General features: G+C 54.9%; 12 protein-coding genes. 3 read left to right on the top strand and 9 right to left on the bottom strand.

From position 1 onward, the window contains the following. Nucleotides 1–33: 33 nt before the first annotated feature. Genes ftsH through AC0IM9_RS10730 form a run of 4 tightly spaced genes read right to left on the bottom strand, consistent with a single transcriptional unit; the run spans nt 34 to nt 5,266 of the window. Nucleotides 34–1,947 (bottom strand): ATP-dependent zinc metalloprotease FtsH, encoded by a 1,914-nt coding sequence (ftsH, locus tag AC0IM9_RS10745; RefSeq protein WP_482803994.1) that lies wholly within the window; start codon nt 1,945–1,947, stop codon nt 34–36. Between the two features lie 15 nt (nt 1,948–1,962). After that, complete coding sequence (gene hflC, locus AC0IM9_RS10740) at nt 1,963–2,826, bottom strand: protease modulator HflC (RefSeq protein ID WP_140912643.1); 864 nt, start codon at nt 2,824–2,826, stop codon at nt 1,963–1,965. Next, nucleotides 2,823–3,986 (bottom strand): FtsH protease activity modulator HflK, encoded by a 1,164-nt coding sequence (gene hflK / locus AC0IM9_RS10735; protein WP_482803993.1) that lies wholly within the window; start codon nt 3,984–3,986, stop codon nt 2,823–2,825. Before hflK ends, hflC begins: the two co-directional genes overlap by 4 nt. A gap of 50 nt (nt 3,987–4,036) precedes the next feature. Continuing rightward, nucleotides 4,037–5,266, bottom strand: a complete 1,230-nt coding sequence (locus tag AC0IM9_RS10730; RefSeq protein ID WP_482803992.1) for a sigma-70 family RNA polymerase sigma factor — start codon at nt 5,264–5,266, stop codon at nt 4,037–4,039. Nucleotides 5,267–5,357: 91 nt separating this feature from the next. On the opposite strand from AC0IM9_RS10730, the gene AC0IM9_RS10725 reads away from it, so the two are divergent. Continuing rightward, nucleotides 5,358–6,260, top strand: a complete 903-nt coding sequence (locus tag AC0IM9_RS10725; RefSeq protein ID WP_482803991.1) for a MerR family transcriptional regulator — start codon at nt 5,358–5,360, stop codon at nt 6,258–6,260. A 35-nt stretch (nt 6,261–6,295) separates the two neighbouring features. On the opposite strand, the gene AC0IM9_RS10720 is transcribed toward AC0IM9_RS10725, so the two are convergent. The 3 genes from AC0IM9_RS10720 to AC0IM9_RS10710 are packed head-to-tail and all read right to left on the bottom strand — an operon-like array spanning nt 6,296 to nt 11,011. Continuing rightward, nucleotides 6,296–6,940 carry an MBL fold metallo-hydrolase gene (locus tag AC0IM9_RS10720; protein WP_482803990.1) on the bottom strand — a complete coding sequence of 215 codons (645 nt, stop codon included), beginning with the start codon at nt 6,938–6,940 and terminating at the stop codon, nt 6,296–6,298. 53 nt (nt 6,941–6,993) lie between these two features. Then, nucleotides 6,994–8,184, bottom strand: a complete 1,191-nt coding sequence (gene odhB, locus AC0IM9_RS10715; RefSeq protein ID WP_482803989.1) for a 2-oxoglutarate dehydrogenase complex dihydrolipoyllysine-residue succinyltransferase — start codon at nt 8,182–8,184, stop codon at nt 6,994–6,996. Next, entirely contained in the window at nt 8,174–11,011 is a 2,838-nt protein-coding gene (locus AC0IM9_RS10710; protein ID WP_482803988.1) for a 2-oxoglutarate dehydrogenase E1 component, read from the bottom strand. The genes odhB and AC0IM9_RS10710 overlap by 11 nt, the downstream gene beginning before the upstream one ends. Nucleotides 11,012–11,141: 130 nt before the next feature. Here AC0IM9_RS10710 and AC0IM9_RS10705 point away from each other — a divergent pair, with 130 nt between their 5' ends. Continuing rightward, nucleotides 11,142–11,858 (top strand): DUF2914 domain-containing protein, encoded by a 717-nt coding sequence (locus tag AC0IM9_RS10705; protein WP_278211637.1) that lies wholly within the window; start codon nt 11,142–11,144, stop codon nt 11,856–11,858. Nucleotides 11,859–11,920: 62 nt separating this feature from the next. Beyond that, nucleotides 11,921–12,238 carry an H-NS histone family protein gene (locus AC0IM9_RS10700; RefSeq protein ID WP_278211638.1) on the top strand — a complete coding sequence of 106 codons (318 nt, stop codon included), beginning with the start codon at nt 11,921–11,923 and terminating at the stop codon, nt 12,236–12,238. Here the strand turns inward: AC0IM9_RS10700 and AC0IM9_RS10695 are convergent. After that, nucleotides 12,231–13,010: an alpha/beta fold hydrolase gene (locus AC0IM9_RS10695; protein ID WP_482803987.1), complete on the bottom strand. Its 780-nt coding sequence runs from the start codon at nt 13,008–13,010 to the stop codon at nt 12,231–12,233. The genes AC0IM9_RS10700 and AC0IM9_RS10695 overlap by 8 nt on opposite strands. Next, nucleotides 12,991–14,019 (bottom strand): M14 family zinc carboxypeptidase, encoded by a 1,029-nt coding sequence (locus AC0IM9_RS10690; protein WP_482803986.1) that lies wholly within the window; start codon nt 14,017–14,019, stop codon nt 12,991–12,993. The genes AC0IM9_RS10695 and AC0IM9_RS10690 overlap by 20 nt, the downstream gene beginning before the upstream one ends. Between the last annotated feature and the right edge of the window lie 10 nt (nt 14,020–14,029).

Here is a 14,029-nt window from a genome sequence, read left to right as displayed (position 1 = left end):
TACAGCGTTTGGAGGGTACATAGAGGAGGACTGTTAAGAAGCGAGTGCGCTTCCTTGACCGATTTGGCCGTCGGCTTCACCGGAGAGTTCCGGCTGGTCCGTCTCGGCTTCGAAAGTCATTTCAGGTTCAGGTTCCGGTTGCGGCGGTTCGATCATCCGGCCCTGCATCAGTTCGTCGATTTGGAATTTATCGATGGTTTCCCAATCCATCAGGGCTTGCGCCATGTTGTGCAGGATCTCGATGTTTTCCTTCAGGATGTTCTCGGCACGTTTGTAATTGCTGTCGATCACATGCCGGATTTCTTCGTCTATGGTTTGCGCCATTTTTTCCGACATCGGTTTGGCCTGCGGCCCCATGTACCCGCCCTCGCTATCACCGTAGTCCATCGGACCCAACCGCTCGGACAAGCCCCATTTGGTCACCATATTGCGGGCCAGTTGGGTGGCGCGCATGATGTCGTTGGAGGCGCCCGTAGTCACTTTGTTTTTGCCGTAGATCAGTTCTTCGGCAACCCGGCCGCCGAACAGACTGGCGATCTGGCTTTCCAGTTTGTCCTTGGAAGCGCTGTACTGATCGCGCTCCGGCAGGAACATGGTGATGCCCAGGGCGCCGCCGCGCGGCATGATGCTGACTTTGTAAACCGGGTCGTGCTCGGGTACATTGCGGCCGACGATCGCGTGGCCGGCTTCATGGTAAGCGGTCATCAACAAGTCTTCCTTAGACATGATCATCGTCCGTTTTTCGGCGCCCATGATCATTTTGTCGCGCGCTTTGTCCAGGTCGTTCATGGTCACGACTTTCTTATTATTGCGTGCCGCGAACAAGGCGCCTTCGTTGATCAGATTCGCCAGTTCAGCGCCGGAGAAACCCGGTGTGCCGCGCGCCAAGTCGGTCAGATTCACGTCTTCGGATAGCGGTACCCGGTCGCCGTGGACTTTCAGAATTTGCTCGCGGCCTTTGATATCGGGCAAACCGACTTGGACCTGGCGGTCGAAGCGGCCCGGCCGCAACAGGGCTTTGTCGAGAATGTCCGAGCGGTTGGTCGCGGCGATGACGATGATGCCTTCGCTACCGCTGAAACCGTCCATTTCTACCAGCAACTGGTTCAAGGTTTGCTCGCGCTCCTCGTTACCGCCACCCATGCCGGCGCCGCCGCGTTGGCGGCCAACCGCATCGATCTCGTCGATAAAGATGATGCAAGGGGCACGTTTTTTGGCTTCGGTGAACATGTCCCGCACCCGTGCCGCACCGACGCCGACGAACATTTCGACGAAATCGGAACCGGAGATCGAGAAGAAGGGGACACCCGCTTCGCCGGCTATGGCTTTGGCCAGCAACGTTTTACCGGTACCCGGAGGGCCAACCATCAACACGCCGCGCGGAATCTTGCCGCCCAGAGCTTCGTATTTGCCGGGATCGCGCAGGAAATCGACCATTTCTACCACGTCGTGCTTGGCTTCTTCGCAGCCGGCGACGTCTTTGAAGCGGATCTTGATCTGATCCTCGGCCATCAATTTGGCCCGGCTTTTGCCGAACCCCATTTGGCCGTCGCGGCCGCCCATCGCTGCGGCCTGCTTGCGCATGAAGTAGACCAGCACGGCGATCAGCAACAGGGTCGGTGCCCAGGAAATAAAGATTTGCATCAGGGTGGACGGTTGTTGCGGTTTTTCCACCTTGATTTTCACCCCGTATTCCAGCAACTCGTCGATCATTCGCATGTCGTTCGGGTTGTAGGTGGAGAACCGGGTGCCGTTCGGACGGCGGCCGTCGACGTAATTGCCGTCGATCACCACTTCCTCTACCGCTTTGTTGCGGACGTCTTCGATAAAGTCGGAATACGAAATTTCGTAGTGCGGATCGTATTGCGGCATGCCGCGGTTGAAAATGGCCGAGATGATCAAACCGACCGCAGCGAAAATCGTCAGAATAATGAAATACTTTTTCATGATTTCGCTCCGGTGTTATTTCTCGCTGGAGAAATATTTGAAGAAATCCGAGTTCGGCTTCAGCACCAAGGTATCCTGCGTTTTCTCGAAGGAGGTTTGATAGGCCTGCAGACTGCGGTAGAACGCATAAAACTCCGGATTTTTGCCGAAACTCTTAGCGTAAATCTCGGCCGATTGAGCGTCGCCGCGACCGCGGATATTCTCGGCGTCGCGTTGGGCATTGGCGACGATCACTTGTTTCTGCTTATCGGCTTCGGCGCTGATCTGCTCGGCGCTTTCCGCACCCTGCGAGCGGAATTCGCGGGCGACCCGCTCCCGTTCGGCGCGCATGCGCTGGAATACCGAGCTACTCACTTCCTGCGGCAGATCAATCCGTTTGATGCGGATATCGATCAGCTCGATGCCGAATTTCTCGGCGGTCGGCGACAACTTGGCCAACAGCGTTTCGCGCAATTCGCTACGGTCTTCCGAGATCAATTGCTTGATGGTACGCACGCCGAATTCGCTGCGCATCGCGTCTTTCATGATTTGGTCGAGGCGGAGATTGGCTTGAAACTCGTCGCCGCCGACCGTGGTATAAAAGAGGCCCACATCACCTATCCGCCATTTGGCGAACGAGTCGACAATAACGTTCTTCTTTTCGGAGGTAAGAAAACGCTCGGACTTGGCGTCCAAGGTCAGCACGCGCGCATCAAACGTACTGACATTATTGATGAGGGGGGCCTTAAAGTGGAGTCCGGGCTTGTAGTCGGATTCGACCATCTCGCCGAGACGAAACAGAATGGCTTTCTCGTGTTCCTTCACGTAGAAAACCGACATGTAACCGAGTACCAACAGGGACAGACCGGCTGGAATCAAAATTTGGGTTCTGCTGCTCATTGTTTGCTCCTGCTTGGGCGTAAATCGGTGCCGACGGTTTTGCGGACCGCGCCTTTATCGGCGTTGTGCGGTTCGGATACCGATTCGACTTCGTTATTGCCGGCTGCGCCGGTGCCGTGTTGTTGGAAGGTTTGCGGCATCGGCATGTACAGCGTTGGATTGGTATTGTCGGCTTCGAGCATCACTTTGTTAGTGTTGCTGTACAGTTTTTCTTTGGCTTCCAGGTACAGGCGCTTGCGGGTGATGGCCGGGCTTTTTTCGTATTCCACCAGCAGTTGGTCGAAGCGTTCGGTTTCGCCTTTGGCTTTGGCGACTTTTTCCGCTTCGTAGGCTTCGGCTTCCTGCACAATCCGTCCCGCCGCACCGCGGGCCTTCGGAATCACTTCGTTGGCGTAGGCTTCGGCTTCGTTGATCAGGCGTTGTTTATCCTCGCGGGCGCGGATGGCGTCTTCGAAGGCGCCTTGCACTTCCTCGGGCGGTTGCGCATCTTGCAGATTGACGCTGGCGATGCTGATACCGGTTTTGTATTCATCCATACCGGCCTGAATCTGTTCCTTGATTTCGGCAACAATCTGGCTGCGGCCCTCGGTCAGGACAAAGTCCATACTGTTGCGGCCGATCACGGCCCGTTCGACGCTCTCGGTCAGTTGCTTCAACGTGTTTTCGTTGTTCTTGACGTTGAACAGATAATCTCTGGCGTTGTTAATTTGGTATTGAACCGCTAAGCGCACGGCGATGATGTTTTCGTCGGCGGTCAGCATTAACGACTCTTGCGGAATCAGCGACGATTTGCTGACACGGCTGCTGTCGGTATAGCCCACTTCAATGAAGCGCTGTTGTTCGACGTTGACGATAGCCACGTTCTCGAACGGCACCGGAATGTGCCAGTTCGGGCCGGGCATCGTGGTTTCCGAGTAGGCGCCGAAGCGGGTTACCACGCCGCGGTTGCCTTGGTCGACGATGTAGAAGCCGCTGGCCAGCCAGACGACCGCCAAGGTGCCGCCGAACGCAGAAGCCACTTTCCCGGTGGAAAACATGCTTTTGTGGCCGTTGAAAAAATCGCCGGTCTTTTCCGACACCTGCTTCCAATACTTGTCTATCTCCAGCCTCCAATCCGGTTGTGGCGTCTGCTTACTGGTATTGTGTTTTTCTGATGACATAATCACTCCTCTTGTAGTGTTCGCCTGACCTGAGTCATTGATTGTTATTGTTAACCGTCCTTGGGTTCGAGAAATAGCATAAGGTCAAAGCCGAACTGTTGTTTCAATTTTTTTAACGCTTCGTTCTGGATTTGCCGGACTCGTTCTCGAGTAACATGCAGTTGGTCGGCAACGGCTTGCAAAGTCATTTCCGTGTGATCGCGCAAGCCGAAGCGCATCGTCAGAATCGCTGCCTGTTTTTCCGGTAACGACGCCACCGCTTTGTCGACGTATTGAGCTAGATCGTTGTCGATTAGTTCATCGAGCGGCAGACTGAACTGGTGCTGTTGCATCTTCGCCATCAGATCCAGCCCGTCGTCTTCGTCGCCGATTGTGGCGTCCAGGGAGTGTGTGGATTGGTAATAACTGCTGATGGTTTTGATCTCTTGTTCGGTCAGGTCGCAGCAGGCCTTGAGCTCGGCGATGCTTGGCCAGCGTTCGGTCTTTAGGTAGCAGTTGCGCATGGCCTCGAACACTACCGAGGCTTTTTCCGCCAAGGCCACCGGCAAACGCACGATTTTTTCCTGTTTGACGATCAAGCGCGATATGGCTTGTTTGATCCAATAGATAGCGTAAGTCGAAAAGCAGATGCCGCGTTCCGCATCGAAACGGTCGACCGCTTTAATCAAGCCGACCAAGCCTTCTTGCATCAGATCGTCGAAACTGAGGTTGTTGGTTTTGTATTTGTGGGCCACGAACGCCACCAATCCGGTGTTGGCCGATATGGTTTGCTGGCGGATGGTTTTCAATTCGCGAATTGCCACTTTGAGTTCGGCTGAATAATCAGAGTCTAGGGCGGGATCAGTGGCCAGCGTTTTCAGGATGTCGCCGGCGCTATCGATCAGGAACACCGGCAACAAGTGCAAGCTGTACAACAACTGGTTTACTGTACGCCGGTGTGGGTCCAAAAGTTGTACAATGTTTTGCGGCTGTACAACTTCTTGCGCGGCTTTGAAGTTGGCTGCGGTATTTTGTACAAGTGACTCTTGCTTGTACAACAGTTCTATCAGGCGCTTGGCTTCGTCCGAATTTTTCGCAATCATCAATTCGGAGCAATCGATGCCTCGCTGCAGTTCGTTGAGTAAACGTTTGGCTATCAGCGGACTAACCTGCTGATTATCAAGCAATAACTGGTTGAGACGGTTCCGGGCTTGCTCCATGCGCACGCTTAAGGTGCCTGGCTCGGCATCCGCGATAGTGACTGTCTCGCTAGCAAAGGATAGTGCGGCTGTATTAGACATAATCGTTTCGCTCGTTGAATTAAGTTGTTGGCAAATACGTTACTAGATTGTAAAATGTTTGTCAAAATAAAATATGTACAAAACGTGAACAATGTACTCAATTAAAGCCATTACATCGTTAACGGGTTTGACACCGGAAACGCTAAGAGCCTGGGAACGCCGCTATGCTTGTGTCACGCCAGCGCGCAACGACACCGGCAGGCGTTTCTATTCGCAGCAGGATCTGGACAAGTTGACGCTGTTGGTGAACTTGACCGGGCAAGGGCATTCCATCGGTAAACTCGCCGGTCTGAGCTGGCAACAGCTCAGCGATTTGCAAAACCAGTCTGAACTACAGCAGCGGCGCGAACCGGTGCCGTTCCTGGAGCAAATTGCGGATGCCTTGCGCGAATACCGTATCGAACGTTGCGAGCAGTTGTTGAAGAAAGCGTTGCTGGTCAGCGAGCCGTTGGACTACGCCCGTGACGTTTTGTTGCCGGCGATGCAAAAGGTCGGGGATTTGTGGCACCGGGGCAAAATCAACATCGCCCAGGAGCATATGTTCTCGTCCTGCGTGAAACGCATCGTGCTAAGTATGGTGAACAATCTGCATCGCCATTCCCGCAACAATCCGGGGATTATGTTGGCCACGCCCAGCGGCGAGCCGCATGAATTCGGCATATTGGTCAGTTGTTTGATCGCCGCGGCGCAGAACTACAATTGCTATTACCTGGGCGCAGATTTGCCGGCGGAAGACATCATCGAAGCAGCGCGGCACTTGGCGCCTGAGTTATTGGTGATCGGCATGGTGAAAACCCCGCCGGAAGCGGTTACGGTCGAGCATTTGCACCGACTGCTGGATGCGGCGCGGCAGGACGATTTGAAAGTCTGGTTGGGCGGTGGCGGTGCTTTGTATTTGCTGGGCGCGGAAGATCCTGCGGTCGCCAGCGTAGATGTCGTCTCCGACATCGACCAATTCAACGCCAAGATCCGGCAGCAGCGGATTTCACATTAAACCGGCCGTAGGCCGGCACTATCATCGCAGCGTCGCTAAGAAGCGGCGAATTGGCCGACGTAAGGGTTGCTGCGCATTTCGGCGCCAAAAGTGGACATCGGGCCGTGGCCGGGAATGAATTTGACGTCTTCGCCCAGCGGCCAAAGCTTGTTGACGATCGAATCGATCAAGGTCTGGTAATCGCCTTTCGGGAAATCGGTGCGGCCAATCGAACCTTTGAACAGCACATCGCCCACCAACGCCAGTCGTTCCGTCTCGCTGAAAAACACCACATGGCCGGGGGTATGGCCAGGGCAGTGGAGGACCTGCAACACTTCGTTGCCGACCTTGACCGTGTCGCCGTCGTTGAGCCAGCGCTGCGGCGTGAAGCCGGCCGACTGCGGAAAGCCGAACATGCGGCATTGTTCCGGTAACAATTTGATCCAGAAATCGTCTTCCAACTGCGGCCCGATGATCGGTAACGACAACTTGGCGGCAAGTTCGGCCGTACCACCGACATGATCCAGATGGCCGTGGGTCAACAGTAAGGCCTCCAGTTCGACTCCTTGTTTTGTCACTTCGCTCAGCAGCAAATCGATGTCGCCGCCCGGATCGACCAAAGCGGCTTTATGGGTTTGTTCGCAGACGAGTAGGGTGCAGTTTTGTTGGTAGGCGGTGACCGGGATGATGGTGTAGCGCATGTCAGTAGGGTCCAAAGTTGGCGCCGAGCGCTGAATTCGCTGGCGCCAAAAGGCTAGATGTTGAGCAACAGATGCGCCGGAGCTTCCAGGCACTCTTTAATGATGCCGAGGAATTGCACCGCTTCCTTGCCGTCCACCAGACGGTGGTCGTAGGACAAGGCCAGGTACATGATCGGCCGGATCACGATTTCGCCGTTCTCGACCACCGGCCGGTCCTTGATCGCATGCATGCCCAAAATCGCGCATTGCGGCGGGTTTAAGATCGGTGTGGACAGCATCGAGCCGAAGATGCCGCCGTTGGTGATGGTAAAGGTGCCGCCGCTGAGGTCTTCGACGCTGATCGAGCCGTTGCGGGCTTTGTTGCTGAAGTCGTGGATGCCTTTTTCGATGCCGGCGAAATCGAGCTGGTCGGCGTCGCGCAAAATCGGCACGATCAAGCCGCGCTGAGTCGTGACGGCGATACCGATGTCGTAATAACCGTGGTAGATGATGTCGTTACCGTCGATCGAGGCGTTGATGGCCGGGAAGCGTTTCAAGGCTTCGATGGACGCCTTGACGAAAAACGACATGAAGCCGAGTTTGATGTTGTGCTTGGCTTCGAACCGGTCTTTATATTGGTTGCGCAGTTCGATGACCGCTTTCAGGTTGACTTCGTTGAAGGTGGTTAACATTGCCGCGTTTTGTTGGGCCTGCAACAGCCGCTCGGCAACCTTGGCCCGCAACCGGGTCATTGGTACCCGTTGCTCAGGCCGCAATGCGGCAATAGCCGTCGCGGAAAGCGGAGAATGGCTACTGTCGGCCGCTGAAGCAACCACGGCGGGCGCCGGTTCCGGCTGCACTTGCTGGTCTTGCAAATAGTCCAGCACGTCGCTTTTCAGAATCCGGCCGTGTTTGCCGGAGCCGTGGATTGAGCTTGGGTCCAGTTCCTTTTCGGCTACCAGTTTGCGGACCGACGGGCTGAGCGGCGCTTCCTCCGGCTTTGCCGCCGGCGCGGCCGCCTTGGCGCTCTGCACATCGAGCTTGGCCAGCAACTGGCCACCGACGACGGTTTCGCCGTCTTGAACGACGATGACTTCCAGTGTGCCGGATTTCGGGGCCGGCACTTCCAGAATCACTTTATCGGTTTCCAGGTCGGCCAGATTTTCGCCTTCGTTGACCCATTCCCCGGCCTGTTTGTGCCAAGCGACCAGCGTGGCGTCGGACACCGATTCGGGGAGGCTGGGTACCAAAATATCAAAGCTCATGTTTGTTTCCTTCGTTGTTTCCGTAAAGAGCGGCATGAACCACCGCACGTTGTTCTTGCAAGTGGGTTTTGTAATTGCCCACCGCCGGCGCGGCGCAAGGCGGTCGGCCGGCATAATGAATCGGGATGTTGTTGTCCACCAAGTCGAAGAAATGGTGTTTGCTCTGGTACCAGGCGCCCTGGTTTTTCGGTTCTTCCTGGCACCAGTAGATTTGTTCCAGATTGGGGAATTTGTCAATCTCCTGTTTAAAGCGGTCGTTCGGGAACGGGTACAGTTGTTCGATGCGGACGATCGCCACGTGCTTCAGGTCGTCCGCGCGCCGGGTTTCCAGCAAGTCGTAGTAAACCTTGCCGGAGCAGAGAATCAAGCGCGTGACGTGAAATGGATCGATATCGTCCTGTTCGCCGATCACGGTCTGGAATTCGCCGTTAACCAGTTCGTCCAGTTCCGACACCGCCAGTTTATGACGCAGCAGGCTTTTCGGGCTCATTACAATCAGCGGTTTACGGTATTCGCGCACCACTTGCCGGCGCAGCAAATGGAAAATTTGGGCCGGGGTGGTCGGTACGCAGACCTGGATATTCTGGTCGGCGCATAATTGCAGATAGCGTTCCAGGCGGGCCGAGGAATGCTCCGGGCCCTGGCCTTCGAAACCGTGCGGCAACAGCATCACCAAGCCGCTGAGTTTGCCCCATTTGGTTTCGCCGGAACTGATGAATTGGTCGATCACGACTTGGGCGCCGTTGGCGAAATCGCCGAATTGCGCCTCCCAGATGATTAGTTTGTTGGGTTCGGTCGAGCTGTAGCCGTATTCGAAGCCGAGTACGCCTGCCTCCGACAGTAGCGAGTTGAAAATTTGTGCCCGGCCCTGGTCTTCGGCCAGATGCTTCAGCGGTATGTAATTTTCGCCAGTGGCTTGATTCAGCAAAATAGCGTGGCGGTGGGAAAAGGTGCCGCGGCCGATGTCCTGGCCGGTCAGACGTAAGTCGTAACCGTCCATTAGCACGGTGGCGTAGGCCATGTTCTCGGCAAAGCCCCAATCCATCGGCATTTCGCCGGCCGCCATTTTGTTACGGTCTTCCATGACTTTGGCGACGCGCGGATGCAATTCGAAACCCTCGGGTAAGGACTGCAGGCGCTGGTTGCAGAATCGAATTCGCTCCGGCGTGACGGAAGTATCTGCCGGAATGTCCCAGTGTTTGTTCAGAAACCGTTCCCAGCGTGCCGAGTAAGAATAGGCCTTGTTTTCGATGATGGGCCGCGAAACCGGCAAGCCTTCGTTCAGTTGTTGCAGATAATGCTGTTCCAGTTGCTGCACCCCGGCCTCGTCGATAACGCCGTCGGCGATCAGTTTCTGCGCGTAGATTTGCGGCGGCGTCAGATGGTCGCGGATCGCTTTGTACATCATGGGCTGGGTGGCAGCCGGCTCGTCGGCTTCGTTATGGCCGTGGCGGCGGTAGCAGATCAAATCGATCACCACGTCCTTATGGAAGGTGTTACGGTAATCCAGCGCCAATTGGGTGATGAAAATGACCGCTTCCGGATCGTCGCCGTTGACGTGGAACACGGGCGCCTGAATCATGTTGGCTACGTCGGTACAGTATAAGGTAGAGCGGGCGTCGAACGGATTGCTGGTCGTAAAACCGATCTGGTTATTGATAACGATATGTACTGTGCCGCCGGTGGAAAACGCCCGAGTTTCCGACATGTTCAGGGTTTCCATGACGATGCCCTGGCCGGCAAACGCCGCGTCGCCGTGAATTAAAATCGGCACGATCGCATCGATGCCGCCGACGCCGTGCCGGTCCTGGCGGGCTTTGACCGAGCCTTCCACCACTGGATTGATGATTTCCAGATGCGACGGGTTGAACGCCAGTGTCAGATGGATCGGGCCGCCCGGTGTGGCGATGTTTGACGAGAAACCCTGGTGGTATTTGACGTCGCCGGTCAGCACGCCGGGGGAAGAGGTGTGGGTGCCTTCGAATTCGCCGAATAACACGGCCGGGCTTTTGCCGAGTATATTAATAAGTACGTTGAGCCGGCCGCGGTGGGCCATGCCGATGACAATTTCCTTGAATTTGTGTTCGCCGGCGCGTTGAATCAATTCGTCGAGAATCGGGATCAGCGATTCGCCGCCTTCCAGCGAGAAGCGTTTTTGGCCGACGTATTTTCGGTGCAGGAATTTCTCCAGGCCTTCGGCGGCAATGAGTAGTTTTAGCAGCCAGATGCGTTTTTCCGGGTGGCTGGAGAAGTCGGGTTTTGCCCCTTCCAACTTGTTCTTGATCCAGCGTTTGGATTCGTCGTCGACGATGTGCATGTATTCGCTGCCGATGCTGCCGCAGTAGATTTCCTTCAAGGTCTGCAGGATGGCTTTCAGTGGCAGGCGGTCGATACCGCACAGGCCGCCGGTATCGAATAAGGTGCTCATATCCGCTTCGGTCAGGCCGTAATACAAGGGCTCCAGATCGGCCGGGACGGTCGGTGAGCCGCGTAACGGATTGTTGGCGGCGATTTGGTGGCCTTTGACCCGGTAGTGGTTGATCAAGCGAGCCACGGCGGATTGCTTCTTTACGCTTTGTTCGGTAAAGCCCTGCATCCGGGCCAGTTTGCCCGGTTCGGCGATAGCCAGTTTCTCGAACCGGTCGACAATCGCGCTGTGCGGCGTGTCTTCGGCCGAGCCGCTGCGGATGGCGTCGAAGCGGGCGCGCCAACTGGGACTTATGGTATCCGGCGCATTCAAGTATTGTTCGTACAGGTATTCGACGTAGTGGGCATTGCCGCCGTACAGCGAGGAGGATTCTTCGAATTCTTTAAGCAAGCTACTCATTGCAAACGTCCTGGTTATCGGCAAGTTGAAGTCAATTATGTTAGAGCGAAAATGCTATATTACCAAGCGCCGGGTGATGATAGCGGTCGCGGTTTCGGCGCAAGTTCTGTTTTATTAATAAGGCAAAGGCATGACGGATAATAGAGTCGTTATAAAAATAAACTACGATAAAACTAAAACGGCAAAGCAGATAACTCCGCCGCAGACTATTACTGTTTGGCATACCGGAAGAATCGCTATTGCCTTGGTTTTACTGCTGCTATTTTCGCTGTTTTTGTACTTTACGTTTAGCGGATCCGAGCAGCCGGGCAATACTCAGACCGATACGGCTGGAAAAGTTCAAGAGCCTGAGTCGAATCAGATTTCCAGCGCAAACAACTCGGAGCCGCCTGCGGCCGATGGCTTGGCGATTAATAAGGTGTATACCAAGGAGATTCCGCTTGCACAACAGTCGCAAGCGGAGAACACCAAAACCGAGCTGCTGGGCACGCGTCCGCTGGGCATTATTTTCGATCGCCGGGTGATTCGCGCTTCGCTGAATACCCGATTGAAAGATAACGAACCCGACCAGCCAATAGCAGGAGCGTTTGCCGTGGTAAAGGGAAAACCTATAGAGTTGTTTTATTTTACCGAGATAAAAAATCCGGGAAGGCTGGTGTTATTTCACGAGTGGTTGCGAAACAAACAAGTAGTGCAGCATAAACAATTAGATTTGAAAGAAACCCGCTCCAAGGTATGGTCAAGCAAAACTTTGTCGTATAAAGACGTCGGCGAGTGGCAAGTAAGGTTGTCGGATAAGAAAGGTAAGGTATACTCTGAGGTGAAATTTTCATTATCCGCGGAATAATAGTTTTTTTCGCTAAAACTTAGTGATAGAATCTGCGCCGTCTTTTGATTAAAGAGGAAAATATGACTGATTTTAATAAATTATCCGAAGCAGAGTTACAAGCCGTTATCGATAATGCCGAAAAAGCGTTGAAAGAAAGGCAATTCAGCAAACGTAAAGAAGTTATCGCCCAAATTAAAGAGTTGGCCGCGTCGATTGGTGTGACCGTTGATATTCACGACGGCGATAAAAAGTCCGAAAGAAAAGTCTCTAAAGTTGCAGCGCGATACCGCAACCCGAACAATTCGGCATTGACTTGGTCAGGCAGAGGTTTGGCGCCGAAATGGATGCAGGAACTGCTGGCGGCAGGTCGCGATAAATCCGAATTCGAAATCAAGTAATTCCGGATAGTTGCTTCGTCCAATCCTGTAAGCGCTCAGCCACCCAAATGCCGTCGTCCAATATCAGGTCGTGTCCGGCCCAAGGGTGGCTTAGCCATGGAACATTCCATCGGCCATGGATGGCTTTCGAACATTCCTGAGCGACGATTCTGTCGTCTTTTCCGCTCAATAGCAGTACCGGAGTTTGGTTTGCGCAAGCAGTCGGCCGATAGCGCGACGCTGCGTACAATTGACGTAGCGCATTTCTTACACTGACCGGTCTTTGCAGTTGAATATGCGCCCAGGTTTCGGCCAATTCATGGTCGGATTCGCGGCGGTTACTGGTCAGGCGGATAATCGCCAACTCTCTGCGGTAGACATCCTTTTCCAGCATAATTTGCAGCAAGCGTCGGTAGCTTTGCCAGCGCAGGCGATGAAAGAACGGGCTGAGCCCGGCAAAGCTGGTATTCAACAGCGCAACGCCGGCAATATCGCCCGGATATCGCTGCAACCATTCCCAGGCCACCATGCCGCCCAGAGACAGGGCCAGAAGGTTGACCGGCCGCTGTAGCATGCCGGCTTGTGCCGCCCGCTGACGTACCCATTCGCTGATCTCTTCGATCCGCTTAGGGCTGGTCTCGCGGTAGAACGCGCCGGCACCCGGTAAATCGATACAATGGACGGTAGCGGCTGGAAATGCCGATTGCAGCAGGCTGGGGAAATTTCCCCAATGGCCGGCCTCGCGGCATAGACCGCGTAGCAATATCCAGTCTTTAGCAGGGCGGTCGGCCATACCATAGCTCCAATGCCTGGCTTTGATTCAGTTCCCGTTGCGACTCATCGAGTTTCGCCCACCGATTTGGGTACAACAAGCATCGAAACAAAAAGTCGAATAAGGTTAAGTGCCGGCGCAAGATGCGTTGTTGCCGATGCGGTAACAGTGGGTGAAACAAGCCGTGGCGTTGAAATAAATGGGTCGGGCTTTTCCGCAGCCAGAGCCAGGACCCCATCTCCAACGTTAGCGGTAAAAACAGTTTGCGTTGCCGATAGCGGTCGGTGAAGTCGTCGTACAGGTAATCCCATAAATCGCCGCTGATTACGTATTCCTGGCTCATCGGCTCGATTTTATAAAAATGGTGCGGGTAGCAGCGGTCGAACAACTGTTTCAATGCGTAGGCGTCGGCCAGGTCGGGAAAGGGCGTTTGCCGAGACGCGTACGGAAACCACAGGCGGTCGTGAATACCGAAGCCGGAATGCAGATCCACGGCAATCGACAGCGGTGCGTCGAACAGGTGCCGGTGCACCACCCGACATAGGGCCTGGGCTTCTTTTTCCATCTTGGATTCGTCGCCGCGGTACCAGGGCAGTTTCGGGCTCAAGCGCTGGCCACTGTATAGCCGGGTATTGCCGTCGCTTTCGATCGGCGAATTGCGCATTAAATCCACCCCGCGACCGTTACAGCGGGTCCCGCGAAACACGCCGACCGGATTGACCAGGGGCATGAACACCAGGCGAGCTTTGCTTAGACGTTGGTTCAGTTCTTCGTCCCAATCCAGCAACTCGCACAGCGTATGCAGATAGGCCAAAATCACTTCGGAACCGATTTTTTCCAGGCCGTGTACGCCGCCGAAGTAGGCCAGCACCGGCACATCCGGCGCGCTGGAGCCTATCGTCAGACAGTGGATCGGAAACCGGCGGCCGGCATGTTCGACGGTTTCGATGACCTCGCACTGGGCGCGGCTGCCCAAGCGGGCAACAATTGTTTCCAATTGCTCCAGTTCAGGGAATGGACGCTGTTTCATGAGTCGGTCG

The sequence above is a fragment of the Methylomonas sp. Uni0011 genome (assembly GCF_056850255.1).
The sequence above is the reverse complement of the archived record's forward strand: the minus strand, read 5'-3'. Positions and strand labels throughout refer to the sequence as shown.